At 69.0% G+C, this 25,672-nt stretch carries 27 protein-coding genes; 17 read left to right on the top strand and 10 right to left on the bottom strand.

Features of this window, described 5'->3' with window-relative positions; translation table 11 throughout:
- Positions 1-86: 86 nt before the first annotated feature.
- Entirely contained in the window at positions 87-1,502 is a 1,416-nt protein-coding gene (locus DAT35_RS15215) for a hypothetical protein (RefSeq protein WP_108067704.1), read from the bottom strand.
- A gap of 230 nt (positions 1,503-1,732) precedes the next feature.
- Between DAT35_RS15215 and DAT35_RS15210 the strand changes: the two genes are divergently transcribed.
- The 5 genes from DAT35_RS15210 to DAT35_RS15190 all read left to right on the top strand — a co-directional run bounded on the left by DAT35_RS15210 (position 1,733) and on the right by DAT35_RS15190 (position 5,828).
- The gene (locus DAT35_RS15210) at positions 1,733-2,560 is read left to right on the top strand and encodes a protein-glutamate O-methyltransferase CheR (protein ID WP_108067703.1); all 828 of its coding nucleotides are present in this window, start codon (positions 1,733-1,735) and stop codon (positions 2,558-2,560) included.
- Positions 2,561-2,659: 99 nt separating this feature from the next.
- Complete coding sequence (locus tag DAT35_RS15205) at positions 2,660-3,565, top strand: hypothetical protein (protein ID WP_108067702.1); 906 nt, start codon at positions 2,660-2,662, stop codon at positions 3,563-3,565.
- Positions 3,565-3,951: a hypothetical protein gene (locus DAT35_RS15200; RefSeq protein ID WP_233261489.1), complete on the top strand. Its 387-nt coding sequence runs from the start codon at positions 3,565-3,567 to the stop codon at positions 3,949-3,951. Before DAT35_RS15205 ends, DAT35_RS15200 begins: the two co-directional genes overlap by 1 nt.
- Before the next feature lie 34 nt (positions 3,952-3,985).
- Positions 3,986-4,582 carry a hypothetical protein gene (locus tag DAT35_RS15195; RefSeq protein ID WP_108067701.1) on the top strand — a complete coding sequence of 199 codons (597 nt, stop codon included), beginning with the start codon at positions 3,986-3,988 and terminating at the stop codon, positions 4,580-4,582.
- A 19-nt stretch (positions 4,583-4,601) separates the two neighbouring features.
- Positions 4,602-5,828, top strand: coding sequence for a trypsin-like serine protease (locus DAT35_RS15190; RefSeq protein WP_233261488.1), 1,227 nt, complete (start codon positions 4,602-4,604; stop codon positions 5,826-5,828).
- 30 nt (positions 5,829-5,858) lie between these two features.
- On the opposite strand, the gene DAT35_RS15185 is transcribed toward DAT35_RS15190, so the two are convergent.
- The 5 genes from DAT35_RS15185 to DAT35_RS15165 form a co-directional block, all read right to left on the bottom strand.
- Positions 5,859-6,383, bottom strand: coding sequence for a hypothetical protein (locus DAT35_RS15185; RefSeq protein ID WP_108067700.1), 525 nt, complete (start codon positions 6,381-6,383; stop codon positions 5,859-5,861).
- Positions 6,384-6,457: 74 nt separating this feature from the next.
- Complete coding sequence (locus DAT35_RS15180; protein ID WP_108067699.1) at positions 6,458-6,736, bottom strand: hypothetical protein; 279 nt, start codon at positions 6,734-6,736, stop codon at positions 6,458-6,460.
- Positions 6,737-6,822: 86 nt separating this feature from the next.
- The gene (locus DAT35_RS15175; RefSeq protein ID WP_108067698.1) at positions 6,823-7,491 is read right to left on the bottom strand and encodes a hypothetical protein; all 669 of its coding nucleotides are present in this window, start codon (positions 7,489-7,491) and stop codon (positions 6,823-6,825) included.
- Between the two features lie 59 nt (positions 7,492-7,550).
- Positions 7,551-7,817: a hypothetical protein gene (locus DAT35_RS15170; RefSeq protein WP_199242894.1), complete on the bottom strand. Its 267-nt coding sequence runs from the start codon at positions 7,815-7,817 to the stop codon at positions 7,551-7,553.
- Positions 7,818-7,913: 96 nt separating this feature from the next.
- Positions 7,914-8,411 (bottom strand): zinc ribbon domain-containing protein, encoded by a 498-nt coding sequence (locus tag DAT35_RS15165; protein ID WP_108067697.1) that lies wholly within the window; start codon positions 8,409-8,411, stop codon positions 7,914-7,916.
- Between the two features lie 155 nt (positions 8,412-8,566).
- Between DAT35_RS15165 and DAT35_RS15160 the strand changes: the two genes are divergently transcribed.
- On the top strand, positions 8,567-9,022 hold the full coding sequence (locus tag DAT35_RS15160) for a DUF2267 domain-containing protein (protein ID WP_158501708.1): 456 nt from the start codon (positions 8,567-8,569) through the stop codon (positions 9,020-9,022).
- A gap of 86 nt (positions 9,023-9,108) precedes the next feature.
- Positions 9,109-10,221 (top strand): phosphatase PAP2 family protein, encoded by a 1,113-nt coding sequence (locus DAT35_RS15155; protein ID WP_108067900.1) that lies wholly within the window; start codon positions 9,109-9,111, stop codon positions 10,219-10,221.
- A gap of 14 nt (positions 10,222-10,235) precedes the next feature.
- Here the strand turns inward: DAT35_RS15155 and DAT35_RS15150 are convergent, their stop codons facing one another.
- Positions 10,236-11,729, bottom strand: coding sequence for an HAD-IG family 5'-nucleotidase (locus DAT35_RS15150; protein ID WP_108067695.1), 1,494 nt, complete (start codon positions 11,727-11,729; stop codon positions 10,236-10,238).
- Positions 11,730-11,839: 110 nt separating this feature from the next.
- On the opposite strand from DAT35_RS15150, the gene DAT35_RS15145 reads away from it, so the two are divergent.
- From DAT35_RS15145 to DAT35_RS15110, 8 genes are all read left to right on the top strand, one after another.
- A complete protein-coding gene (locus DAT35_RS15145) occupies positions 11,840-12,478 on the top strand; it encodes an SRPBCC family protein (RefSeq protein WP_108067694.1) in 639 nt (212 codons plus the stop codon).
- Between the two features lie 202 nt (positions 12,479-12,680).
- Positions 12,681-13,922 carry a cytochrome P450 gene (locus DAT35_RS15140; RefSeq protein WP_108067693.1) on the top strand — a complete coding sequence of 414 codons (1,242 nt, stop codon included), beginning with the start codon at positions 12,681-12,683 and terminating at the stop codon, positions 13,920-13,922.
- 76 nt (positions 13,923-13,998) lie between these two features.
- Positions 13,999-15,825, top strand: a complete 1,827-nt coding sequence (locus tag DAT35_RS15135) for a WGR domain-containing protein (protein ID WP_108067692.1) — start codon at positions 13,999-14,001, stop codon at positions 15,823-15,825.
- 148 nt (positions 15,826-15,973) lie between these two features.
- Entirely contained in the window at positions 15,974-16,375 is a 402-nt protein-coding gene (locus DAT35_RS15130) for a YciI family protein (RefSeq protein ID WP_108067691.1), read from the top strand.
- Positions 16,376-16,424: 49 nt separating this feature from the next.
- Positions 16,425-16,913, top strand: coding sequence for a DUF1772 domain-containing protein (locus DAT35_RS15125; RefSeq protein WP_108067690.1), 489 nt, complete (start codon positions 16,425-16,427; stop codon positions 16,911-16,913).
- 389 nt (positions 16,914-17,302) lie between these two features.
- Positions 17,303-17,653, top strand: coding sequence for a TraR/DksA family transcriptional regulator (locus tag DAT35_RS15120; RefSeq protein ID WP_233261487.1), 351 nt, complete (start codon positions 17,303-17,305; stop codon positions 17,651-17,653).
- 470 nt (positions 17,654-18,123) lie between these two features.
- Positions 18,124-18,957 (top strand): DUF2381 family protein, encoded by an 834-nt coding sequence (locus tag DAT35_RS15115; protein WP_108067689.1) that lies wholly within the window; start codon positions 18,124-18,126, stop codon positions 18,955-18,957.
- Complete coding sequence (locus DAT35_RS15110; protein WP_158501706.1) at positions 18,954-20,834, top strand: serine/threonine-protein kinase; 1,881 nt, start codon at positions 18,954-18,956, stop codon at positions 20,832-20,834. Before DAT35_RS15115 ends, DAT35_RS15110 begins: the two co-directional genes overlap by 4 nt.
- Positions 20,835-20,872: 38 nt before the next feature.
- Here DAT35_RS15110 and DAT35_RS15105 read toward each other — a convergent pair whose 3' ends face one another.
- Positions 20,873-21,754 carry a type VI immunity family protein gene (locus DAT35_RS15105; RefSeq protein ID WP_108067687.1) on the bottom strand — a complete coding sequence of 294 codons (882 nt, stop codon included), beginning with the start codon at positions 21,752-21,754 and terminating at the stop codon, positions 20,873-20,875.
- The gene (locus tag DAT35_RS15100) at positions 21,733-22,494 is read right to left on the bottom strand and encodes a hypothetical protein (protein ID WP_108067686.1); all 762 of its coding nucleotides are present in this window, start codon (positions 22,492-22,494) and stop codon (positions 21,733-21,735) included. The genes DAT35_RS15105 and DAT35_RS15100 overlap by 22 nt, the downstream gene beginning before the upstream one ends.
- A 193-nt stretch (positions 22,495-22,687) precedes the next feature.
- Here DAT35_RS15100 and map point away from each other — a divergent pair, with 193 nt between their 5' ends.
- Complete coding sequence (gene map, locus DAT35_RS15095; protein ID WP_108067685.1) at positions 22,688-23,692, top strand: type I methionyl aminopeptidase; 1,005 nt, start codon at positions 22,688-22,690, stop codon at positions 23,690-23,692.
- 24 nt (positions 23,693-23,716) lie between these two features.
- Here map and DAT35_RS15090 read toward each other — a convergent pair whose 3' ends face one another.
- Positions 23,717-24,148, bottom strand: coding sequence for an MmcQ/YjbR family DNA-binding protein (locus DAT35_RS15090; protein WP_108067684.1), 432 nt, complete (start codon positions 24,146-24,148; stop codon positions 23,717-23,719).
- Between the two features lie 90 nt (positions 24,149-24,238).
- On the opposite strand from DAT35_RS15090, the gene DAT35_RS15085 reads away from it, so the two are divergent.
- Entirely contained in the window at positions 24,239-25,669 is a 1,431-nt protein-coding gene (locus DAT35_RS15085) for a hypothetical protein (protein WP_108067683.1), read from the top strand.
- The last annotated feature ends 3 nt before the right edge of the window (positions 25,670-25,672 follow it).

The following is a 25,672-nucleotide window of genomic DNA, read 5'->3' as shown; positions in this document are numbered from 1 at the left end:
CGGTGGGGCGTGCGCGGTACTGGGGTTCCGCCCGGAGAACAGGCGCCGCTGGGAGCGCCGGTTCCTCGACTGACCTCGCCCCGGCTTCAGTGCTCCCACTGGAGGAGGAAGGCATTGCCGCCCGGGAGCGGGTTCAGCGGGCCGGTGCCGAGGTCCACGGGAGCCCGGAAGGTACCCGTGAGGGCTCCCTCTCCCTCGCTCCCCACGGACAGGTCCACGGGCAGTGCCGACGCGGAGGCATGGGTGTGCACCCCCTGGAGTTTCCCCGTGAGGCGGTGCAGCCGCAGCACGTACAGGTTGGTCGCGCCCGGGTAGCCCTCCAGCGGGCCGAGTCCGAGGCCGAAGTCCTCGCCTCCGGTGTAGCGGCCGGCCACCACCACGCCCGAGTCCGGGCCCATCGCCACCAGTCCCCAGGTGCTGCCGAGCAGGACGCCCCAGCGCTCATCTCCGTCGCGGTCGTAGGTGAGCGCGAAGCCCCGGCTCGTGGGGGCCAGGAGGGGCGCCCCGCGGAAGACGAACCTTCCCGTGAAATAGCCAGACACCACCACGTGGCCGCCCTGGGCCGCCACGCTCATGGCCAGGCCCAGGGCGCCCTCGAGCTGCCGTGTCCAGAGAGGCTTGCCCTCGGAGGAGATGTGGGTGAGGAAGGGCGTGAGGCGGAGCGAGGGCGGAAGGAACCGGCCTCCGGACAGGTACAGGTCTCCCGAGTCGTCCAGGGCGAGGTCCATCGGCAAGCCTCGCGCGGAATCGACGAAGACCCAGCGTGGTGCGCCCGTGGCGTCGAACTGGACGAGATAGGGATTGCCGGTGCCGGTGACGGGGGGGCCTTTGCCGAAGTCCACCTGGCCCACCAGCATCCCCGCGAGGGTGATGTAGCCCCGCTTGTCGACGGCCAGTTTCGTGGCACTGGTGGGTAGGGCGCGCGCCCAGAGGGGATTCCCCTCCGCGTCCAGCCTCGCGAGGAAGGCCCCGGGCGGGAGCACGCTTCCGCCGATCTCCAACCCACCGCTCTGTGTCCCCAGGACGAGGAGGGTGCCTTGCCTCTCGACCGCGAGCGCCTGGCCTCGCACGAAGGGGCTCGTGCCCGCGAGCGGCGGGGCCTCGAGGATCCGGACCCACGACAGCTGGCCATCGGGCGTGCACTTGGAGACGGCCAGGACGGGCGCTCCCGCGGAAGAACCCAGGGCGCCCTGCCCGAAGTCGATGGGCGTGCGATGGTTGCCGAGCGTCAGCACGTTGCCTGGCGCGTCGTGCGCGACGGCCACGGGCGCGTCGGTGTCTTCCGCGCTGCGCACCGTGTGCACCTGGAGGCGCTCGTCCCCGGTGCCGGTGTCTCCGCCGTTGTCGCCCTCGTCGTCGTTGTGCTCGTGGCGGAGGGGGGAGTCCCGGGCTTCCAGCTCCTGCTCGGCCCGGGCCGGGGGGGCCACGCCACAACTCGTCAGCACGGCCATCGCGAGGACGAACTCCAGGTGCCTGCTCGACCGCTTCCAGTCTCGTGACATGAAATGCCTCCTTCGGCCCGTGCCGGCAACCCGTCGGGCGAAGGTGGGGATTGCCCGCCGAGGTTTCAACAGTGACTGGGTTACAGGTCTGATACCTCCTGTCCGGACGGGAGGTGCGCACGTCGGGCCTTGAACAGCCGTCCCGGACTGAGGGCTTCCGGGCTCGGGGAACCTGCTCTGCTGTCGGCCTCGCTCCGACCCGCGTGCGAGACTCCGCGGGGAGGTGCCACGTGACGGATGCCGAGTGCCTGGAGTTGCTGCGGTGGGCCGCGCCGCGCCTGGGTCTGCGCTACGAGGGCTTCCGCCGCGTGCGTGGGCAGGTGTGCAAGCGTGTGGGCCGGAGGATGAAGGAGCTCGGCGTGCCGGGGCTGGCCGCCTACCTCGAGCGGCTGGAGGCGGACCCCGCGGAGCGGGCGCTGTTGGATGCCCTGTGCCGTGTCACCATCTCGCGCTTCTACCGGGACCACGGCGTCTTCGAGGCCCTCCGCGAGCCGCTCCTCCCTCGGGTGTTGGAGGCCGCACGCGCCCGGGGCGAGCGCGTCCTGCGCGTGTGGAGCGCGGGGTGTGCTTCGGGCGAGGAGCCCTACACCGTGGCCGTCCTCTTCCGGTTGGGGTTGTGGCCGCGCTTCCCGGACTTTGGGCTGGAGGTGGTGGCCACCGACGCGGATGGCGCGCTGCTGGAGCGGGCCCGCCGTGGCTGCTACCAGCGCGCCACGTTGCGCGAGCTGCCCTCCGAGTGGGTGGACACGGCCTTCACGCCCCAGGGGGGAGAGCTGTGCTTGCGGCCCGAGTTCCGCGAGGGGCTCGACTTCCGCCGCGAGGACCTGCGCCAGCGCATGCCCGAGGGCCTCTTCCACCTGGTGCTCTGCCGCAACGTGGCCTTCACCTACTTCGCGCCGCCCGTGCAACACGAGGTGCTGGCGCGGCTCCTGGAGCGACTGGCTCCCGGGGGACTGCTCGCCATTGGCGCCCACGAGTCCCTCCCCGAGGACTCCATGGGACTCACTCGCGCCGCCGGGGCGCTACCGCTCTTCCATCGGGCCGACACGGGGATTTGACGCGTCTAGACTTGATGGAATGTGACAGTTCCTCTAAACGCGAATTTCTCTCGTTTTCTGCGTTTCCGGGAAAGACCGGCGCGGGAGGGATGTGAGTATATGCGGAAATTCTTGGGCGCAGTCGCGGCAGTGATGCTGTGGGGCTGTGGTGGGCAGAGCAGCGGGCCGGTGGGAACGCAGGACGCCGCACGTGCGGCGGACGGGCTCGAGCTGACGCAGGAGGCCGGCGGGGTGTCCGGCCGCTTCACGCAGGAGGGCGTCGAGGCGCGCTTCTCCTCGAAGCAGGTGGAGCAGGGCGTCTACCGGGTTGAAGTGCGGCAGAACGGCATGACGCTGACGGGCCTGGTGGACGCGGTGAATGGCGTGTCGTCGCTGGACGGCTTCGCGGAGGAGAGCGGCCAGGGCACGCAGATGCTGGATGGGGATCGGGCGCTGCTGTCGGGCCTGTACGCGGCGCTCAACGAGCAGCTGCCCGCGGGTGACGCGGCGACGGCCGAGGCGAAGTACCTGCGGCGCGCGGTGGGCCTGTGGGCGCAGCACCCGACCACGGTGGAGCTGCAGCGCACGGTGATGGGCGAGCAGGGCCGTGGCTATACCATGCTGTGCAGCTACGCGAAGTGTAACGGCTCGTGGACCGGCAGCTGCGGCGGCGTCTACAACTGGTACTCGTACGCCAAGCACGACTGCCAGCACGGCGGCTTCGACGCCACCATCAACCAGCAGATCGCCCAGCTCGGCGACCACACCACGTGCAGCGGCGACGAGTACTACCTGAGCGGCAGCACCTGGCTGTGCGGCGAGCCGGACCACTGGAGCCGCCCGAAGGTGATGGGCATCTGCTTCGGCCGCTGCGGCGGTGGCTGTGGCGGTGACACCCAGTACACGCTGGACGCCACCAACCACGACGGCTGCGTGCGCAACGGCCACGCGCTGGCGAGCGCCTACTGCGACGACCAGTTCGCCTCGGCGAGCGACGACGAGCTCTACGCCCCCAATTGCTACTGATGCCACGCTTCCTGACGGTGAGGGCGGTGCCGCGCGCCGCGATGTGGCTGGGCCTGCTGGCCGCCCTCGCCTGCAACTCGGAGTCGAGGAAGACCGAGGCCGCGCGGACCACGGTGCAGCGCTTCTTCGAGGCGTTGCCCTCGCGGGACTGCGCGGTGCTCGGTCCCCTGCTGATTGGCAAGGCGGCCGACACCTGCCGTGAGACGGTGGACGACCTGAACGAGCACGGTTTCTCCCTGGTGGAGGTGCTGGACGCGAAGGTGGATGGGCGGGACCCGAACGCGGTGGTGGTGCGCGCGCGGATCGCCCGGGACGGGCAGGTGCACGAGCAACCCCTGCTCCTGCGCGTGGAGCAACATCCGGACGGGTGGAGGTTGCGCCTGTGAGCAGCGGTCCTTTTCGGGAGAGAATGGACGAGCGATGAACAACCGGGTCCGATTCGTTCCACCGCTCGCCGCGGTCCTGCTGTTGGGAGCCGCGCTGGCACTGCGCTTCTTCTGGCCTGGACCGGCGGAGGGGCCGCCGGTGAAGGATGTCTCGCACGTGGTGGCGGCCCCAACGCCCGCGCCCGTGCCCGTGCCTCCGGTCTCCGCACCGGTGAAGGCCGAGCCGGTGAAGGCCGAGGTGGCGAAGGCCGAGCCGCACGTGGAGATGATGGAGGGGGGCCGGGCGACGGTGGTGCCCATCGGGCCGGGGGACGTGGTGCCGGAGCCCGAGGTGGCCAACCCCCCGCCGCAGCAGAACGATCCCATCGAGCCGGAGAAGCCGCAGACGGCGGCGTGGAGGCACGGGAAACTGGTGCGCATCACGGAGCTGCTGGGGAGGGATCTGGAGCGTCTGGAGAAGGAGCGCAAGGACGCGGAGTCGCGAGGGGACGCGGCGGAGGCGAAGCGGCTGGAGGTGCAGCTGGCGCGTCACCGGGAGCGGCTGGGCAGGCTGCGCGAGGAGACGGCGGAGCTGGCGGAAGCGGCGCTTCAAGAAGAGCGGGGCGCGGTGAGCACAGCGCGGTCCCCGTGAGAGCGCGGGGCTTGTGAGCGTGGCCTCTTCTCCGCATGGCACCTGGGGGCTCCGGGTCCTGTCGCTGTGGATGCTTTGCGCGGCCTGTGCCCCCAGCTCCTCCCCACCCGAGCCCCACCCGGCCACCGCTTCGCGAGTGGATGCCGTGGTGGGAGGCACGGACGCGCCGGACGATGTGGCGGTGGTGGCGCTGATCGCCCGCCGGGCGCGCTGTACGGAAGATTCATTGACGCTGCTGTGCTCGGGGGCGCTGATCGCCCCGGACGTGGTGTTGACGGCGGCGCACTGCCTGGAAGTCTTCGGCGAGGACGGCGATTACGAAGTCTTCCTCGGCGAGCGGCTGCCGCCGGAGCCCGGAGCGCGAGGCCGCTTCGTCCGGGTGGCGCGAGCGGTGGCGCATCCGCGCTACGACCGGACGACCCATGCCCAGGACGCGGCGCTGTTGCGCCTGGCCACGCCGGTGGACGTGTCGCCGCTGCCACTGCCCGAGCCAGGCTGGGGAGCGCTGGAGCCGGGGCAGCCCGTGCGCGTGGTGGGCTTCGGCGACACGAAGGACGCCGGTGTTCCCTCCGGCCAGCGGCGTCAGGGCGGGATGGGGGTGACGGAGGTGGAGCCGGGTGCGTTCCGCGCGGGGCCCGCTCCGGCGATGAGCTGTGTGGGGGACAGCGGCGGGCCGGTGCTGGCGCGCGGAGCGGACGGGCGCGAGGTGCTCGTGGGAATCACCGCGAGCGGCGACGTGGCCTGCCGGAAGGAGGCCTTCAACGTCCGGGTGGAGGCGCTGCTCGAGGACTTCCTCCGTCCCTTCCTCGCCGAGCACCCGGAGCCCCCGGCCCCGGTGCTGTCACTCGAGTCCCTGTGCGTCGCCACCTGCACGCGCGACGCTGAGTGCCCCGCGGGGCTCGCCTGCGAGCGTGTGACGGAAGGAGGCCCGGGCCGCTGCCTCCAGCACGCCTTGCAGGAAGGAGCCTACGGTGCTGCCTGCTCCGAGGATGCGCAGTGTGGAGCGGGCGGGGTGTGCGCGCGCCTGGAGCCGGAGGGCGAGGAGGCCTGCCGCTGCTTCACTCCCTGCGCGCCGCCTCCGTCCGAGGAGGAGGCGAGCGGTTGTACCGGAGCACCGGGAGGGCCCTCTTGGGTGTGGAGTCTGGGAGCGTGGGCGCTGGGCCGGGGAGCTTCGCGGCGGCCTTCGTCCCGCGCCAGGGCCCGGGACGTGACGGCCCCTCGTGTGCCCCGAGGAGGGCCTCCCTGACGCGAGGCCCTCGGGGGCGGGGAATGCTGCTCAGCCGCCGTGGATGGGCATGCGCTTGCGAGGCCCACCCCGGTGGGTGATGTCCATCTCGCTCGGGGGCTTCTTGCGTCCCTTGACGGGCGAGCCGCGCTTGCTGCGCACCTCATGGCGCAGCTTCGCCTCGTTGAGCGACCGCTTGGGACGCTCCTCGTCGAGGCTCTCGGGATGCTTGTCGTGAGGGAGGGCGGTGGGACTCTTGACCCGGGCCCGGGTGTGCTGCCCGTGGCGGTATTGCGCGGCGGCCTCGTCCGGAATCGTCTTGCGGCGCGAGGTGCTGCTACCGGTCTCGGGCACGGGGAGCTGGATGCTCTGGGCCGTCTTTCCCTTGCCGGGCGGACGGTGCTCGTCCACGGACCGATCCTCGAATCGGGCGCGGCCGACGACACCCCGGCTCTTCTTGAGGGCATGGGCACTCTTGGCGGTGGGCGCGCGGCCGGTGTCCGAGACCTTCAACGCCATGGTCGTGCCCTCGGCCTTGGCGCGCTTGGCTCGCAACTGCTTGGGTTTCTCTGGCATGGGAACCTCTCTCCTCTTCTGAGGTAGGGATGGCCGGCCGGATCCGCCAGGGGGCCGGTCCATCCACCAGAGGGCTACACGCCGTTGCCGCGCTTCGTCTTGCGCCGGGTGACGGTCTTCTTGCCGGGCCGCACGTCCGTGCTGGGAGACGCGAGCTCCACGGGCTCCAGCATGGCGGGACCGGGCGTCGCCTTGCGCATCAGCTTCTGGCGCCGCAGGGCCGCTGCCTGGTCGCGAGGCAGGGTCTTCTGTCCCCTGACCCGTCCGGCGGTCTCCTGGTGGGGCTGCGCCTCGCGAGGATTCGTCACCCGCCTCTTGTTCTTGATGCCTGCTACCAGCGTCCTGACTGCCATGGTGGCCTCCTGACTCGGAGGTAAGGACGCCCGGGCCGTTTTTCCATCCCCCCGCCCCACCACCTCCGGGCCGGGCGCTCGCAGGCTCAGCGCCCCATCCTGGCCGAGGCCACCGGGCAGTCCGCGACGACCGCCTGGGCCTGCGCGTCTCCGTCCTCCGCCGCGCTTACCGCCCGCGACAACGACGTCGAGCACTTGAAGGGCGAGGGAGGAGTCCTCCCATGGCAGCAGCGCCATCCGTCCAGCTTCTTCAGGTAGGTGAGCGCCTCGCGCTTCGTGGGCATCACCATGAACCACACCGACGCGAACACCATCAGCAGCCAGAAGCCCTGCCAGCCCAGCCCGCGCTGCCACTTCTTCGTCAGCGGCGGTACCGACTCCGGCTGGATCTTCAGGAAGCGATCGGCATAGCGCCGCTGCAGAAAGGGGGAGATGGGCAGGTCCACCAGCGCCAGGAAGGCGCGGGCCAGCCCTCGTGCGGGGCCCGGTGTGCCGCCGTCCGTCTCCAGCCGCAGGCCCATCACCCCCCGCCACAGCGTCCACCCGCTCAGCCCGCCCGCCACGGACATCAGTAGCCACATGACGATTCCTGCCTCCACGAGCGCACGTGGCGTCCGGTCCACGTCCATCGCGCGCAGGACGGCCCAGCCCAGCAACGCCGAGGTCGCCACATCCAGAAGGTCCGCGAACCACAGTCGCCAGAAGTACCGCGTGTCGGCGGGTTCGAACTCCGAGGAGAACAGCGCGTCGCTCATTCTCCCCCCAGCATAGACCGCGCGCCGCGCACGTCTCGGAATTGTTGCCGGAGTCCGGCTCAACCCCCGTGGCGCTTGATGTGCATCTGGCTGGGCGGCTTCTTGCGCCCGCGTACCGAGGTCTCCAGGCGGAGCGTCTTCGGCAGGTGGAGGGTCGCCGCCGGACCCAGCCGCGCCCGGGCCAACAGCCGCTCCCTCCTCAGCAGGGGAATCTCATCCTGGAAGGGGAGGGGCTTGCCCTTGCTGGTCTGCGGACCGGAGCGCGCGGAGTGCGCGTCCGCCTGGCGCCGGTTCTTGATGCCCACGGTGTCGGTTCGAACCGCCATAGGTCCTCCTTCTTGCTTCCCAGGAGGAATGAGCGCGTGGGGCGGTGCCGTCATCCTACCGGGGAGCGGCCGAGGGCCTCGGACGGCTGCCTGGCCTCACGAGTCCCGGCGCTTGCGGCCCGCCATCGCCTCGGGGGGGAACAGCAGGCCGTCCGAGGGGCTCGTGGAGCGGCGGGCCTTGGCGGGCTTCTCGTTGGCCGTGTCCACCCGCGTGGCCTTCACGTCTCGGCCGGAGGCGTCCGGCAGGGCCTTGAGCGGCGGCAGGTGCACCTTGCGGCAGTTGCGGCACCACGACTGGGGCCGGCGCTCACCGCGGATGATGCGCGTGCCGAAGTCCTGCTCGGTGGGGCCCACGTGCCCGCAGCGGGGGCAGCGCGAGAGCGCCGTCTTGCCCACCTCCTTGGCCGTCTGCCGCCCGTACTGCACCACCAGCGCCAGCGCCTTGGCGAACCCCACCTTCTTCGGTGCGGCTCCCGGCTTGCGGGCGCGCTTCTTCCGTCCGTTTCCGTTGAGAAGAGGCATCAGATCCGCCCCGCCGAGAAGGCTGCCCTGCTCCAGGACTCGCATCGCGCCGTTGGTGGTCGAGTGGCTCACGGCACCACTCATACTGGGGGGGTCTGACATGGCCTGCTGATCGGCCAGGTTGCCCGCCCGCTCACCGGCCGGATGACCCTGAGGATCACCCAACCCCCCCTCTTCCCCGGGGCATGCCCACCTTTCAGCAAACACCCCTACCCAGGAGAAGGGACATGGCCGACACCCCCACAGGCGGTCCCCAGAGTCGCAGCGAGAAGCGCCACCAATCCCACATCGGCTCCACCTACGCCGCCTTCATCAAGCACCTGTGCGAGGTGGGGAAGCTGGATGCGGGGTTGGCGGAATGTGCGGCGGTGTCGGTCATCAATGCCCTGTTGCACCGCATCCAGCCCGGCGAGGCGAAGGACCTCCAGGCGCAGCTGCCGCGCAAGCTGTTGGACTTCCTTCCCAAGGAGGACGGGAGCAAGCCCCGGCGGATGCTGGGCAAGAGCCGGGAGGACTTCTTCCGGGCGGTGGCGGAGGACCTGCGCAAGGACGTCTCCGAGGTGGAGCCCATCGTGCGTGCCGTCTTCCAGGGGCTGCGCGAGCACATCTCGGAGGGCGAGGCCGAGGACGTGGAGAGCAACCTCTCCAAGGACCTGCAGGACCTCTGGCGGCGCACGCAGTAGGGTGGGCGCCCCCCCCTCTTGATTCCAACTCTGCGACGGAGTTAGTTAGTTAATACTAGCTAACTAACGACGTGGCGGGCGAAGTCATGGGACATCCTCTGCAGGTACTGGACGAGGAGATTCTCGACGCGGGGCGCAAGGCGCGGAGCGCGGAGGGCGACAAGCCCGCGAGGGCCGCCGCGGACCCGGGTGTGGACGTGAGGGCGAGGGGTTGGGGCTCGAGGCTGCAAGCCTTCTGGCGCGTGCGGGACGTGCACCTGCGAGGCGTGGACGTCGTCATCCTGGTGTCGTGTTCGCTGGCGGCGCTGGCGCTCGTGGGGCCGGCGCGCTGGGCTCCCGGTTCCACGAGGGCCGCCGCGCACTTCGCCTTCTTCGCGCTGGGGCCCCTGGTGCTGCGCACCCTGGAGGCCTCCTTCCCCCGGAACCGGCTGCTCTCCTTCGTGGCGTCCTTCTGGCTGCTGCCGGTGCTGGGCCTCAGCCATGAGTTTCTCGCGCCGCTGGTGAACGCCATCACGCCGGTGCTGCGCGACGCCCAGCTCGCCGCCGCGGAGCAGCAGCTGCTGGGGGTGAAGGCCTCGGTGGCGCTCGGACACCTGGTGCCCCCCTGGCTCACCGAGGTCCTGATGCTCTGCTACTACGGCCACTTCATCTGGCCGGTGGCGCTGGGCGTGGTGCTCTACTTCACCGGGCGCCGGGACGCCTTCGACGAGTACCTGCTGGCGCTCAGCCTGCTCTTCTCCTTCAACTACTTCAGCTACGCGCTGGTGCCGGCCGTCGGCCCGCGCTACTTCCTGCTCGACGCCTTCTCCGAGCCCCTGAAGGGACTGTGGCTGACGCCCCTGCTGGACTCGGCGATGCGCGCGCCGCCCTTCGCCAAGGACTGCTTTCCCTCGGGGCACACGGGCACCACGCTGGTGGTGCTGGCGTATGCCTTCCGCTTCGAGCGGCGCGTCTTCCGGGCGATGCTGCTGCCGGGCATCGGCCTCATCGTGGCCACCCTGGTGGGGCGCTTCCACTACACGACGGACCTGCTGTGTGCGCTGCCGCTGGTGCTGGTGGTGCTGGGGCTCGCCCGGTGCTGGAGCCGGGCGGCGGCGCGGTTCGAGACCGTGACGCGCCCGGTGTCCGACTCCACGTATGCCCCCGAGCCCTGGGGCGCCCCCCTGCCTTCGCCGACGTCGACGGGCCCGAGGCGATGAGCCGCCGCCCGGGCTCAGGGCACGGCCGTCTCCGCGGCGCTGGGCGGGAAGACGGGCGTGCCCCCCGGGGTGGTCGGGTCGTGCGGGAGGCTGCCGCGCGGGCTGCGCAGGTAGACGAAGGGCGTGGCGAAGAGGAAGTTGCTCACCCGCGACGTGTAGATGTCCGCGTAGCGCTCCACCTGGCGTGCCAGGTGGCTCTTGTCGTTGCCCGCCCGGGTGAGCAGACCCCAGATGGGGTTGGCCAGCTCGCTGGCGGCGCGGGCCATGGGGGCGATCTCCGCGTCGAGCTGCTCCAACTGCTGGCGCAGCTCGGCGGCGCGGGCGTGGAGGGCATCGTCGGGCGGCGTGGGCGAGCGCGGGCCGTAGCCCTGCCGCCGCCGCTGCAGCTCCAGCCGGACCTGGCAGGCCTCGGCCTCCAGCCGCTCCTTGTGCTCCATCCGCTCGGCGAGCCGCACCTCGGTGGGGCGGAAGGCGTTGATGGCGCGGATTTCGTCCTCCAGCTCGCGCAGGATGAGGGCGGTGCGCCAGCGCAGCACGTTCTTGGTGACGTGCACGTCGCCGAACATGTGGTCGCCCACGTAGAGGATTTCATCCCCGCTCATGCCCAGAAAGCGCTCCACCTCGGTGGCGCTGCCGCCGAAGTAGGGCACTCCCGCCTTGAGCGGCCCCGAGTGCGGCCGCAGCAGGCCCTCCTGGCCCGGCGTCGTCACCACCTCGAAGAGCGAGGAGCGCGTGGTGAAGAACTCGGGCTTGCGCGCGCTGACGATGACCACGTCGAACAGTTCGCGCCACGTCATTCCCCCGGGCAGGTACGGGTCGAACGCGGCGTGCATCATCGGCAGCGTGTAGGCCCACTCGCTGTTGGTGATGAGCAGCAGCTTCTTGCCCGCGTGCTTCTGGTCCAGCAGCGACAGCGCCGTGTCCGACTCGGCCAGCACGTAGCGCGCCGGGTCGGCGATGATCTCCGCCTTGAGCGCGCCCTCCATGTGGGTGGCGTCGAGGCTGCGACGCACGTGCTCGTAGACGTCGGTGTAGCCCATGGGGCCCGGCAGCTTGCCGGCGTCCAGCAGGTCCACCACCTGGGCGTAGAGGCACGCCTCGGAGAGCGAGAAGAGGGTGTTGAGGAACACCCAGCGGCGCTCGGACAGGTCGATGATGGTGCGGGCGTACTCCTCGCGCTGGGCCTCGAAGCCCAGGGGCCGGGTGCCGTGGAGCGCCTTCTTCACGAAGCCGAAGCGGTTGGCCTTGAGGAGGTTGCCCTTCTCCGTGTCGATGATGAGGCCCCGCATGGCGAGCAGGGGGTCGAACGTGAGGTGGGCCACCGGCCAGCCCAGGGCCACGAGCCGATTTCTCATATGCTCATAGGCTCGTTGTTCCCACGCCTCCACTCGGTAGTGGATGAGCGTGTAATCCATGTCATAACCAATGGCTTTGATGGCCCTCATGTTGAGGGTTCGATTGCAGAAGAGCCCACGTTCCGGTGGGGGGGCTGTCAGGTGGCCGATCATGGCTACCTTCGTGCCCTGGCCGGTGCCAAAAGTCGATGCTTCTGGCGTGTGGGTGTTGCTGGAGGGCGGGGGCCGGCCGGATCCCCGCCAAATCGTGAGGGGAGCCGAACATGAGGACTCTGCCGGGCCTGACGGCCCTGGTGGTGGCACTGGTGGCGGGAGGCGTGGGCGGTGCCGAGAACTGGGAGACGGTGTCCACGGGCGAGGTGGCCATCCGGGCGCGCCCGCGTCCGGACATTCCCGGAGGCCGGGAGGTCTGGGCCGAGGGAGTGCTGACGGCGAGCCTCCAGGACATCCAGTCGGCGCTGCGGGACCACGAGAACTTTCGGGTGTGGATGCCGTACGTGAAGGAGTCGCGGGTGCTCTCCAGGGAGGGCGGCAAGCGCGTGACGTACACGCGCCTGGACCTGCCCGTCATCTCCAACCGCGACTATGTGCTCCAGGTGGAGGACGTGCAGTTGGCCGCGGCGGATGGGACGGGGGAGTTCCGCCAGAGGTGGTCGCCGGCCAACCAGGCGATGCCGGAGCGCAGCGGGGTGGTGCGGCTGCGCCACAACGAGGGCAGCTGGCACTTCACCGCGAGTGACGAGGGCAAGGTGCACTTCGTCTACCGCTTCACCGTGGAGCCCGGAGGCTCCATTCCGGGCTTCCTGGCGGGACTGGGCCAGAAGGACGCGGTGATGGACACGGTGCGCGCGGTGGAGAGGCGGGCGCAGAAGCTGGCCATGGATCGGGCCTCGGCGCGCTGAGCCCCGGGCATGCGGCATGAGCGCTCCCACCCCATGAGCGCTCCCACCCCATGAGCGCTCCCACCCCATGGGCGCTCTCCCCATGAAAGACAGACATGCTGCTCCCTGTTACCTCTTGAGAGAATGAGTCATCTCCAGAGAATTCTGGGGAAAGCCGCTAAACCCGTGCAACGTGAGCGTCCGGGCGATACGCTCCGTCGCCATGCTCAGCCAGACACCGACTCGAGAGTTCGGGCCCGACTTCATCCTCGACCTGGACGACCCCACCTTCGTCGCCAACCCCTATCCCACGTACAAGTGGCTGCGAGAGCAAGCGCCCGTCTACCGCTGGAAGACGCGGGGAGATGCCATCGTCTTCTCCCGGCACAAGGACGTCCGGGCGCTGCTCCTGGATCGCCGCTTCAGCAATGACTACCGGGTCTGGGAGTTCGCCCAGGACGAAGTGCAGTGGCCTCCCGAGCACGCCGAGTACAAGAAGATGATGGACAACGGGCTCTTCAGCCTGCCCGATGCCGATCACACGCGGGTGCGCAGGCTCGTCAGTGGCGCTTTCAGCCCGCGGGCCGCCGAGCGGATGCGCGAGGAGATCCAACGCGCGGTCGACGACATCATCGCGGACAAGGTGCGGGGCGACCGGGTCGACCTCACGGCCATCACGGAGCCGCTGCCCATGCGGGTCATCAGCGACATGCTGAAGATTCCGGACGCGATGCGTGCCGAGTTCCGCGCCTTCGGGCTGGCGGTGATTCGCGGCTCCATCCTCTTCAACAGGACCGAGGAGCTCTTCGCGACCATCGCCCCGATGCCGCGGTGGCTCGGGATGCTTCGCGAGGTCATCGCCGAGCGCCGCAAGCACCTGCTCGAGAACGATCTGCTGAGCACCCTCATCTCCGCGCATGACGGCGGAAGCAAGCTCACCGAGGACGAGCTGCTCTCCCTCATCCAGGCGTTGATCGCCGCCGGGTCCGACACCACGGTGCACGCGGCCAACTGGGCGCTCTACACCCTGCTGCGGCATCCCGAGCAGCTCGCCCTGCTGCGTGCGGACCCCTCGCTCATCCGCAACACCCTCGAGGAGACCCTGCGCTATGACATCTTCGGCAAGGGGGGCATTCCGAAGTTCCCGAAGGAGGACCTGGAGTTCGCTGGCCAGAAGCTGCGCAAGGGCCAGATGGTCATCCCCTTCATCCCGGCCGCGCTCCACGACCCCGAGGTGTTCCCGGAGCCGGAGCGCTTCGACATCCGCCGCGACGTGAGCCAGACCATCGCCTTCAGCGCGGGCCAGCACTTCTGCCTCGGTGCCGCGCTCGCCCGCCAGGAGCTGGATATCGTCGTCGGCACGTTGGTGCGGCGCTTCCCGGACATGCGGCTGTCGGGCGAGCCGGTGTTCCAGCCGCACCCCATCATGCGTGCCATCACCCGGCTCGAGGTCTCGGTGGGCTGACGTGGTTCCCGGGGGACCGCGGAGCGAAGCGTTTCATTGCGTGGTGTGAGCGCTTCAATGGTAGTCCCCTGGGCTCATGAAGGCACCTCAACTCCCGGTGGTCAGCCACCGTCCCGCTCTGCGGCTCGTTGGCCTCGAGGGCGCGGTTCGCAAGTTCTGGTCGTACGAGCAGCACGGCGCGAGCCTCGACCTGCATCACGGAGTGGTGGGCACGGCGGGCAAGCGTGAGTCCAAGACCTTCCCCTCGGAAGAGGCCGCGGCGACCTTCGCTCGGAAGACCGTCGCGGCGAAGGTCGACAAGGGCTACTACGCCAGCGACCTCGCCTTCGAGACCTTCACCTGGGAGCAGGTGAAGGGCGAGGTGATGGCCGCCGGCTACTCCGAGAGCGATCGCGTCCTGGTGCTCACCGGGGACGTCGTCGTGCCCCACAACCTGTGGCTCGACTACCGCAGCGGCCTCCTCGCCCTGGCCGATGAGGACGACCCGCCCTTCGTCGGGCTCATCGTCCGCGGCAACCTGACCATCGAGGGCTGCCTCCTCAATTACGAGAACGACTTCGGGCCATTCCTGCAGGTCCACGGCAACCTCACCGCACTGGGAATCGCGACCGGCGGCTCCCTGATGCGGGTCGACGGGGACGTCACGACCGGGGACATGGTCGGCGTCTACAACCACGGCTGCTTCGCGGCCGGTGGCAACCTCTTGGCCCGTACCATCGCCACCGAGCACACCATCTCGGCCGGGGGCCAGCTCGACGCGCACCGGTACCTCGGCTGGGGTGCGAAGGTCTACGCCGTCTCGGGCGGCGTCGAAGACAGGCAGGACCCCTACGAGGCGAAGGGCGTGTTCGTCCCAGCGGTGGTGAAAGACGAGCGTGTCGACCTTCGCAAGGCGCGGGAGCTCCTGGCCGCCGGCAAGCCCATCTCCCGGCCCGAATTCACCAGCGTCCGGGGCGCGTTCCGGAAGCTCGTCGCCAAGAAGCTCGAGGAACCCGACAAGGTCAAGAGTCTCTCCCTGGCAGGGAAGGACCTCACGTCGCTGCCGGAGGAGCTCTTCCGCTTTCGCCGCCTCGAGAAGCTCGACCTCACGCACAACAAGCTCCGGACGTTGCCCGAGGAGCTCGGACTCCTCACGGAGCTTCGCGAGCTCCGCCTCCGGGGCAACGGCCTGCAGACGCTGCCCGAGTCCATCGGCGCGCTGACGAAGCTCCGCTTCCTGAACCTCGAGGCCAACTGCATCTGGCGTCTCCCGGAGTCGCTCGCCCGGTGCGTCGAGCTGCGAACGGTGAACCTCACCAACAACCCGTACTCCTACGTTCGGGCCTCTTTTGGCGGCTGGCAGAAGATCGAGCTGATGTGGGACTTCCCCGAGGTACTCACGCGCCTGCCGAAGCTCGAGGAGCTGACCTTTGACGGAACGTTCTTGCGCACGCTGCCCACGCGGCGCTTCGACAGCACCACCCTCCGAAAGGCGATCGTCAAGAACTCACTCGTGACGCAGGTCGACCCGGAGCTCCACTCGCAACTCAGCGTGGCCGTGGAGGACAGCGCCCAGCGCGCCGTCAACTACATCCGGTATTGGTTCGACACCGACGATATTCATCTCGAGGACTTCTACGACTTCAAGGCGCAGCGCTACGACTTCAAGGAGGTCATCGCGCTGCTGGGACTGCTCCTGCGCATCAACATCCCCACGGCGGCGCCGTACGACGCGTCGCTGACGGAGTTCGAGAAGCAGAGCGGATACCTCGCCAAACGTCTCAACTGGGACGGCAAGGAGGGCCATCACGTGCGCGCGCTGTTTGGCGCACTGCGCGATGCGCTGGACACGCTCGGCGAGCCCTACCCCGGCAACGCGCTCATCGCCGGCCTGCGGACCCTCTTCGCGGCCCACGCCGCCTGATTCGCGGACATCCCACCGGTGTCCGCACAATGCGTGTGACCGGTGGATGGCACGAGGGCAGTGGGGTCCGATCGGTGGACTTCCGGGCGCGCCTCGTTCGGTGTAGACGACGCGCGCCTGTTCCCGCTCGAAGCTTGCGAGGTCTCCCATGGAAGCAAAGCCCTCCTCCTACATGCTGATCTTCCGCGACTCGACGCCCGAGGCCTACCACGCGATGTCTCCGGCGCAGCGGGAGCAGTCCATGCAGGACTGGAACGCCTGGTATGACGGGCTGGTCGCGCAGGGCAAGGTGCAGCACGGCCACCCGCTCGAGCCCCGGGGCCGGGTGGTTTCCGGCGCACGCGGTGAGCGCGTGGTCGACGGACCCTTCGCGGAGGCGAAGGAGGCCATCGGCGGCTATTTCATGCTGACGGTCGCCAGCCTGGACGAGGCCACGGAGATCGCCCAGCAGTGTCCGAATCTGAAGAACGGGATGATCGTCGAAGTGCGGCCCATCACCGAGGTCTGCCATGTCGCGCAGTCGCTCGGGTGGCAGACGATGCGGGGGTAGGCGGCTCCCGAGTCCCATCCACAAAGCCTGAACGGATTCAGCTCTCCCAATGCCCGGCAATCTCCTCTTCGTCCTGACGTTCGTGTCGGCGCTCGCCTGTGGGCTGATGGCCGGAGTCTTCTTCGCCTTCTCCTCCTTCGTGATGAAAGGCCTGGCGCGCCTCCCTCCGGCACAGGGCATCGCGGCCATGCAAGCCATCAATGTCGCGGCGCTGGAGCGCGTGTTCATGGCCGCGTTCTTCGGAAGCACGGTGGCCTGTGTCGTGCTGGCTGTGTCCGCGCTGGTGTCGTGGCACAAACCCAACTCGCTCTACCGGCTCATCGGCAGCGGGGTCTATCTCCTCGGCGTTTTCGTGGTGACCGCCGCGTTCAACGTGCCGCGGAACGAAGCACTGGCGGCTGTTCAGCCGGACAGCGCTGACGGCGCGATCCGATGGGCACAGTTCGTCGCCGAATGGACGACCTGGAACCACGTGCGGGTGGTGGCTGCCCTGGTGGCGGCGGCATTGTTGACCCTCTCGCTCCGCGAACACGACTGAGCCAGGTGCGCGAAATGAGGGGCCTTTCACGTCTGGCCGCTCGCCATGCCGCTGCTGGCGGTGCTACCGCCCCCGCAGGTACTGCAAGCGAGCAGCCTTGCCTGCTTCGTGAGGAGCGCTTCCGGGGTTGAAGGCCCTCGATGAGGCGCAGGTGCGGCGGCTCGTGGAGGAGGGTTTCCTTCGGTTCGGCCAAGGCGGCTCGTCCCCGTCGAGGAGGCAATCCGCCTGGGATGGGGGTTGCCAGCGCAAGGGGTGCGGAGGGCTCCAGGGGACCCGCAAACCTTGCGCGCTCAAGACGGGGTCCAGGGGCCGGGGACGGAGGCACGCTTCCTGAAGAGGGCTGGGACCCACACGCCGGCGGCTCACACGGCGCGCCGGGAGAAGTGGGGATGCGCATCATGGACGCGTGGACGAACGAAGCGCGGGAAGCGCTGTTGCAGCGGCGCAGCAGCCTGCGAGGCCTGTTGCGCCACAACGTGGCGGAGGCCGAGGTGCTGCAGAGCACGCGGGAACCGGGTCTGGTGGACGGGGCCAACGAGGCGAGCGCGGGAGCGGTGCTGGAGCAGTTGTCGGAGCGGGAGCGGCGGGAATTGAGAGACATCGATGACGCGCTGCTGCGCATCGAGCAGGGCCGGTTCGGGCACTGCGCGCGTTGCGGCGGAGCGATAGGCCGGCACCGGCTGCGGGCCATTCCCGAAGCGCGTCACTGCATGGCGTGCAGCGCGCTGGTGGGGCGTTGAAGGCTCGCGCTCTCTCGGGCGGGGATGGTCAGGGAGGGATGGGCATCGTGGCTGCCCAGGTTTTGCCGACCGTCTTGGAGGTCTGCCCGGGGGCGGAGGGAGGGAGTGGGCGGGGCCGTTGGAGCCCAGGCAGGAGCCCCGGGAGCGGGGCGCGCGTGGCACAGCCTCCGAGCATCAACAGGAGCGCCACTCCGAGGGCGCGTGGACCGGAATGCCTCCGGGAAACGCGAAGACGAGAGCCCGTGGAATCGACGTGCATGACACCCCCCCTGGATGAAGCCCGGCGTATTCACCGAGCATCCTGAAGTCTCGTTCGTCGCGTCAACGTGGGCCGGGCGCTCCGAGTTGAAAAGACAAAGGCCGGTGACTCGCGTCCGGCGGACATGATTCCAGAAGTCAACTTCCGCGAAGTGACCGCGCAGGTGGTTTTGTGCTTGCTCCCGCGGGCGTGTTGCTCCTAGTTTGCGTGTGTGCGCCCTGGAGTCTGGTTCCTCCTGCCCTTCCTGCTCTCCCTTTCGGCCTCCGCATGGGGTGGGGTAGGGGGGCCAGCACTCCAGCGGCGCACGCTTGTGGTTCCCTCGCGGCCGAGGCAGGTGCCGCCCCTGGAACTGCACGTGGCGGTGGGCGTGGCCACGCTCGTGCGGTTCGAGGTGTCCTCGCAGCCCGAGGCCCTGGAGCCCGAGCGGGATGGAGGACCTGTTGTGTTTGCCCGGATGGAGGATGGCTCCTGGGTGTTCGTTCCCAGCAGGGACCTGGCGGTGGGCGAGCAGGTGGTCGTCACCTTCGCTGCCGGAGCCGGCGTCGAACCCCTGCGCTTCGTGCTCGTCACCCGGCGTGATGTGGTGGACCTGGCGGTGCGCGTGGTGCTCGCCCCGTCCTCTCAGGAGGACCAGGGCGCGGAGCTCGTGGCCCGGAGCCTCCTCGACGCGCCGGATGCGCGCCCGGCGCTCGCTGTTCCTCGAGAAGTGGTGGAGCACAGAGCAGGGGACTCGCGAGGTCAGGTCGACTCCGTCCTCTGGATGGGGAGGCGCTTCTTCGCCACCGTGGCCGTGCGCAGCCGGAAGCGGGGTGTTCCTCCCTGGAGGTTGGTGCAGGCGCGGTTGAGGGCAACACTCGCGGACGGTGTGCTCGTGGAATGGCCCGCGCACCTGTTCTCGGGCGCGGTGGGTCCAAGGCTTCAGCGCCATATCGTGACCGGCCTGCTTCCGGAGGGTGCCGCGCGGATGGAACTGGCGCTCGACGATGCGAATGCGCCCGGGGACTTCCAGCCGCTGTCTCCCGAGGCCGGGCCGGTGGGTCCATGAATTCGCCGCAGCGCCCCCATCATCTGGTGGAGGGAGATCTCGTGCGGGACTTCCGCATCCTGCAACTGCTGGGCATGGGCGGGTTCTCCTTCGTCTTCCTGGTGGAGCGAGGGGGCCGTCGCTTCACGATGAAGATGGCGGCCCGGCCCGCCTCGCCTGCGGACGAGGACCGTGTGGATGCCTGGATGCGCCGCGAGACGGCCTCGCTGGAGCACCTGGAGCACCCCAACTTGCTACCGGTGCTCGAGTGGGGCCGGTGGCCCGACCCCGAGACGGGTCATGGCTATTTCGTGACGCCCCATGTGTACGGGAGCACCTTCCACACGTGGCGCTGGAACGTGCGCGCACCCCTTCAGCGGAGCCTGGGGGTGCTGTGCGAGCAGTTGAAGGTGCTGGAGGTGCTCCACGAGCGCGGCGTGTGTCACCGGGACATCAAAGCGGACAACCTGTTGGTGCAGTTCGCGGATGACAAACCCTTTCTCATCGACTTTGGCTCGGTGCACCTGCCCTGGGCGCGTGTGCTGACGGAGGGGCTGGCTCCGGGCACGCTCTACTGCCAGCCTCCCGAGGCAGTCTCCTTCCTGGTATCCGAGGCCGCACGTCCTGGTTCCCGTCTGGAGGCCCGGCCCGCCGCGGACCTGTATGCCTTTGGTGTTCTGTTGTACGAGACGCTCACCAACTGTCGGCCTTTCAGTTCCCGGTTGCCGCTGGATCAGTTGCTGATCGCCATCGCTACCATGGCTCCGCCGGATCCCCGGACGCTCGACCCCGGGCTTCCCATGGAGTTGTGCGAACTGACCCTGCGGCTGCTGGAGAAGGATCCCAACAAGCGGCCCGTGGATGCCCGCACCGTTCGTACAGAGCTGGAGCGTCTGCGAGCGAAGGACGGGCTCACCAGCGCGTGGCGGACTCCAACGAGACGGCCTTCCGAATGCAGGTGGACGCTGGAACTGCCCGCGGGCGTGGAGCCGCTCGAGGAGCCGAAGGAAGAAGCACCCATGCGCCCATCCGCTCCTCGCGCACCGCCTTCCGAGCAGGTCCGTGCGCCTGAAGGGAGCTCGCGGCGGAAGAGAACATGGCCTTGGTTCCTTGCCGCCGTGGCGCTCACGGTGGGGTTGCTCGCGATAGGGTGGGCACTGCTTCGCGTGGTGTCTCCTCCTTCTCGGGAAGAGTGCGTCCGCGCGGAGCCCACCGCGCCGGCCCCTCCGGCGCCTCCCTTCAAAGGAACGCAGCCCGTGCCCTCTTTTCCCTCTTTTATCGATTGCCCCGACTCGATACTCGTTCCCTCGCGCGCGTGTGCCCTGTTCACCACCCTGCTGAGCGTGTTCGCCGCGCAGCTCGCCGGGTGTGCCACCGCTCCAGTGCGGCCAGACCCCGCCGGTTATCTCGCGCACTGCTCGCCCGAGGCCCGCGCCACTCCCGTCGAGCTGGACATCAAGCCCGATGAGCAGGCGACCTTCCTGGATTCGGGGACTCCGGCGTCGGACGTCTCCATCCTGGACGGCGGTTCCCTCAACCTCAAATCCGGGCCCGTCAACGCCACCATGTACGTGATGGTGAAGGGCAAGGAAGTGGAGCTGAAGATCTCCGGCGAGGCGATCGCGACGCCCAACCGTGTCTACATGCAGTTCGATCGGGTCTACCTGCCAGACGGAACCTCGCGGCCCATCTGCGGGGTGGCCGTGGATGGCGTGCACGAGTATGGCATTCCGACGTACGCGAGGCTGCCCATCCGAGGGGCCAAGGTGGACCCGGCCCGGGTGGACCCGAGTCCGGGCAGCGTGGTTCTCAACGATCCGCGCTTCGAGACGGTGTTGCAGGGGCCCGAGGGCTACTACGTGCCGCGCATCAACATGGCCCCGCCGGACTGGCGTTGAGCGAGGCGCGGAGCCCTGCCCGAGCGCGGGGGCCACGCTCAGTCGAGGAAGCGGCGCTCCCAGCGGCGCATGTCCTCCTGGGTGAGAACGCTCAAGCGGTAGCGGTCGTAGTAGAGCCAGGGCTCCAGTACCTGCGCCAACTGGCGGTGCAGCGGCAGGTCATGGCCCTGCTCGAAGTCGCCCGCTTCGGGCGACGTGCCGAGTGTGATGACTACCTGCCCTTCGTCCATCTCCTGGAGGGTGATGTCCGGAGAAGAGAGGCGGGAGCGCAGGCCGGTCACTCCCCCCAGCTCGCCAAGCACCGGCTGGCCCAGGAATGTCAGCCAATGGGGGGCGCGCACGCGAGTGCCCAGATCCTCCGTGACCATACCCAGCTCGAGGGCATCCATGCCCGGGTAGCGGAGGCACAGTGAACGGAACTCCGGGGGCAGGAACAGGAAGTGGAAAGCGGGGCCAGCGTGGCCGGAGTTGAAGGGCAGCTTGCCTCCCAGCTCCAATGCGAGCTCGCGCACCCGGCTCGGGCCATGCTCAACGAGGAATTCAGTGGGGAGCCGGAACGTCATCCCACTGACGGCGCCCGGGTTGCTGCCATCGAGCCGTCTGCCTCGGTATTCGAACGCGTACTTGCTGACGGCATCGGGCCTTTCGTACAGCCTGACAAGGCCTCCTCTGGATTCGTGCAGCTTGTCCCTGATGACCTGCCAACCCTGGGTGTCCAGCTCCTGCCAGTCGCCTTCGGGGTCCACATACCAACCGAGCGCCTGCGGGCCCACCGCGCGCACGTACGTGTCCAAGGCACTCCTGACATTTCGCGCCACCTCCTGATGGGAGCGGCGCATGTAGAAGCAGATGCTCAAGCCATCGCGCAGCACGAGCGCTCCATGCGCTGCGTAGAGCCTTATTTCAGGGATGAGCTCCATCGGATGATTCTCCATATGGGGGCTACGCGGTCGGGTCTTATTCCTAGAAGCTGGAGGTACGTATCTCCCTGGAGAGAGCCATCGGCGTACTCTCTCCAATCCGGGTAGTTGCTGGAAGGACACGGGAATTTGAAGTCATAGATGGCCAGGAGCTCGAGCGGGTTGCCCGTGTGGATGACCACATCGGGAACGACCGTCCCCTTGAGCTCGTCGCCACAACCCATTTGCCGGAGGAGCCGCTCCTCCTCTGGGCTGACGAGTTGCTTCTGTCCCGTCTGGGGGTCGTAGCGGTAGCGCTGCTCCAGACTGAAGCGTCCCGGAATGAGCGCGCCCAGTTTCTCCTCCGTGCACTGGCGGGCCAGTTGGTGCTTCTCGGTACCCAGTTGCATGGCGCGGGTCACCTTCTTCCCACACGGATCCTTGCCTGGCAGCACCTCCTGACATTGCTCGCGAGAGGGGGTGTTGCCACCGAAGCGCCGGAGGTTGACCTCGGCGTGGGCCCACTCGACGCACTCCACCAGGGCGTCCTCAATGTCGGACTGCAGCTTGGGAGTCAGCACCCGGAGTGCGGCGCCCACGGAGACAACCTCCGCGGCACCACGGACGGCGGTGGGGACCACGGTCTCCTCGCCGGCGACGGCGGCGCAGTAGACCGGGTTCTGCCGGCAGGCGCTCGAGGCGGAGTCGACGGCGTAGCCCGTCGAGCCGCAGGCCATGAGCAGGGTGCTCAGGGCGAGCACTGCTTGTCGTAATCGGGCCTTCAGGGATGACGGCATGGATCGGCTCCTCATCGTACCGAGGGGAGGGGCGGATGTTCGCACAAGGGGAGCCGGGCCGGCCGATCTGATGCGGTGTGTCCAAATCAAGGCCTCGCAGGGGCAGGCGACCGAGAAGGCGTGCGCGGTGCGGCTCTAGAGGCTATAGCTCCTACACATGACCGACGTCTCCACCTCCACTGCGCGGGTTCCTCCCGCGGTGTTGCCCAAGCCGAACGACCCTTGCTGGTGCGGCAGCGGCACCAAGTACAAGAAGTGCCACCGGGGCGCGGACGCCGTGGAGGCACGCAAGCGAGGGCCCGAGGCCCGCTCGCGTGGTATCCGGCCGGGCGTCATCAGCCCCATGCGCCCCGTGCCTTCCCACATCCCGCGTCCCGACTACGCGGACTCGGGGCGGCCCAGCCGCTTCCTCCCTCCCTCCGAGGTGAAGAGCCCGGACGTCATCGCCCGCATGCGCCGCGCCTGCAAGGCCGCCGCCGAGGTGATGAACGCCACCGCCGCCCACCTGCGCCCCGGCATCACTACGGACGAGCTCGACGTCATCGCGCACGAGGAGTACATCCGCCGCGGCGGCTACCCGAGCCCCCTCAACTACCACGGCTTCCCCAAGTCGCTCTGCACCTCCGTCAACGAGGTCATCTGCCACGGCATCCCCGACAGCCGGGAGCTCGAGGAGGGCGACATCGTCAACCTCGACATCACCATCTTCCTCGAGGGCGTTCACGGGGACTGCTCGGCCACCTACTTCGTGGGCGCGGTGGACCCGGACAGCGAGCGGCTGGTGCGCGTCACGCGTGAGTGCCTCATGCTCGGCATCGAGGCGGTGAAGCCGGGCCGGCCCATCAACGACATCGGCAGGGCGATTGAAACGCACGCGACCAAGCACGGCATGGGCGTGGTGCGTGCCTACTGCGGCCATGGCATCGGCGAGCGTTTCCACAGCGCGCTCCAGATTCCGCACCACTTCGACCCCGAGGCCAAGACCGTCATGGAGCCCGGGATGACGTTCACCATCGAGCCGATGATCACGCTCGGCCACTGGCACCACCGGGTGTGGGACGACGGCTGGACGGCGGTGACGGCGGACGGCAGCCGCACGGCGCAGTTCGAGCACACCATCCTGGTGACAGACCAGGGCGTGGAAATCCTCACCGTGGCCTGAGCGTGAGGGCTCCTTCGGGGGCGCTCACTTCTCCGGGCGGGCCCGCTTTCCCGCCGGGCTCGCGGCGTTCGCCTTGAGGAGCCGGGGCGAGGCGCACCGGAGCCACGCCTCGCGGAGGAGTGCTCGCAGCAGCGGGCGGTCCACCGCGCCGAGCCGGACGATGACCATCGGGTAGTCCTGGTAGTGGGGCGTCACCAAGAAGGTCTCCGGCTTCGTGCTCAGGAGGACCTCGCGATGATCCATGTCTACTTTGATGACGATGGACTCCTCGTCGAGGACCCGGGCGAAGAGCTTGTCGCTGACGCGGAAGCCCGGAGTGCCGTAGCTGGGCCGCTCCTCGGTCTCGGGTAGGGCCAGCGCGAGCTCGCGGACATCCTCGAGGGTGAGCCCCCGTTTCCGGGGCGTCCGCGTGGCCGGTGTGGAAGTGCGGCTGGAGGTGCGGCGCTTCGTGGGCATCGCGCGAGTATACCCATGCCCAGGTGCGTGCCCGGCCCGTCTCTGGTAGGAGGGCCGATCCTCCAGCAACTCCCGGTTCCTGGAGGAACGTTGAAGAAGTCTTTCATGGGCGGCGTGCTCGCCCTCTGCGTTGGATTGTCCCTGGAGGCGAGCGCTTCGGACTTCGCCTCGGTGCGCGTGTCGTTGCTCGCCAGTGATGATGACCTCGACACGGGCGACTTCGGAACCGCCGCTCACCTCGGGATGCACCTGCGCTCGCCCGAGCTCGCCTCGGGGCTGAGCGCGGATGCGGAGGTGTCCCTGCTGATCTCCGCCAACAACACCGGGGGCCTGGGTTTCCGGGACAACGCCAGCTACGTGCGGTTGGCCTGGCGGCCGTCCTCCTGGGGCGAGGGAGAGGGGCTCGCGCTCACCGTGCTCCCGCTGTCGTCGACCCGGCTTCACCTGGGCTACGAGTACCCCGCGACGTGGGGACGCACCGTGTACGCCGGCTTCACGGGAACGGGCAGCAGCCCGTTCAACGGTGTCCCGGGACTGGAGGCACGGCTCACACGCGAGCACTGGTATGCCTTCGTCGCGGCGAAGAGCTCGCTGGACTTCAACGAGTTGTCCCGCGAGTCCGAGCGTCTCGTCCTGGGGATGGCCGGGGCGGGCGTGGACGTACTGCCCTTTCTGCGGTTGGAGGCCGCCGGGGCACTCGCCCAGCACGGGGTGATTCCGGGGCGCGCCCAGTTCGGAATCGAGGAGCGGGCCTCCACCCGGGCCCTCTCGGGCCGCATCCTCTTCCACCAGGGCGCCCCCATCGGGCCTGGTGTGGACCTCTCGCTCTACCGGCAGGATCCCGAGCTGTTCGAGAAGGTCCTCGCTCCGGAGTCGTATCCAGGCGGCGTCTCGACGTCGGTGTCCCTGGAGGCCAGCCACCTGGCCCAGACGCTGGCGGATTCACTCAGGAGCGAGGGTACGGTCGGTCAGGGGGCGGATGTCCTCGCGCTGCAGGCGAGGCTCAAGGTGGATTTCCTGCGCGTGCACGCCCTGGCGCTCTACCGCTCGGCGTCCTTCGTCTCCTCGGAGGTGCCGGGGCTCCCTCCCTACAATGCCTTCACGCCGGACACCACGACGCAGCCCGAGCTGCTCCTGTCGGCTGGGGTGGACCATCACTTCCAGGGGCCGGGGCTCACCCCCGGTCTCGTCCTGCGCGCGGTGTGGCCCGCCACGTTCGACACGCCTGGGCTCTTCGGCGGCAACAATCCGCCACCGTCCCTGACCAGTGGCATCACCCTCCTTCGTGGCGCGAGCGAGTTCTCCTTCCTGCCGGAGGGGCGCGAGCGCCAGCCCATCCTCCTGGCGAAGGCCACGCTGCGCTGGGACCTCGGGAGCACCCTCTCCGTCGTCGGCGAGGCGTTCTACACGCATGACCCGAATCGCACCGTCTTCCAGGAGGGTCCGGTGGGAGTCTCCGAGCTGGTGCTGGCGCCCCCGTCCACCGTGGGCTTCAGCGCGGTGTTGCAGGCCCGGTTCTGAGGG

The organism is Vitiosangium sp. GDMCC 1.1324 (genome assembly GCF_003044305.1).
Lineage (GTDB): Bacteria > Myxococcota > Myxococcia > Myxococcales > Myxococcaceae > Archangium.
This window is presented reverse-complemented; position numbering and strand designations above follow the sequence as displayed.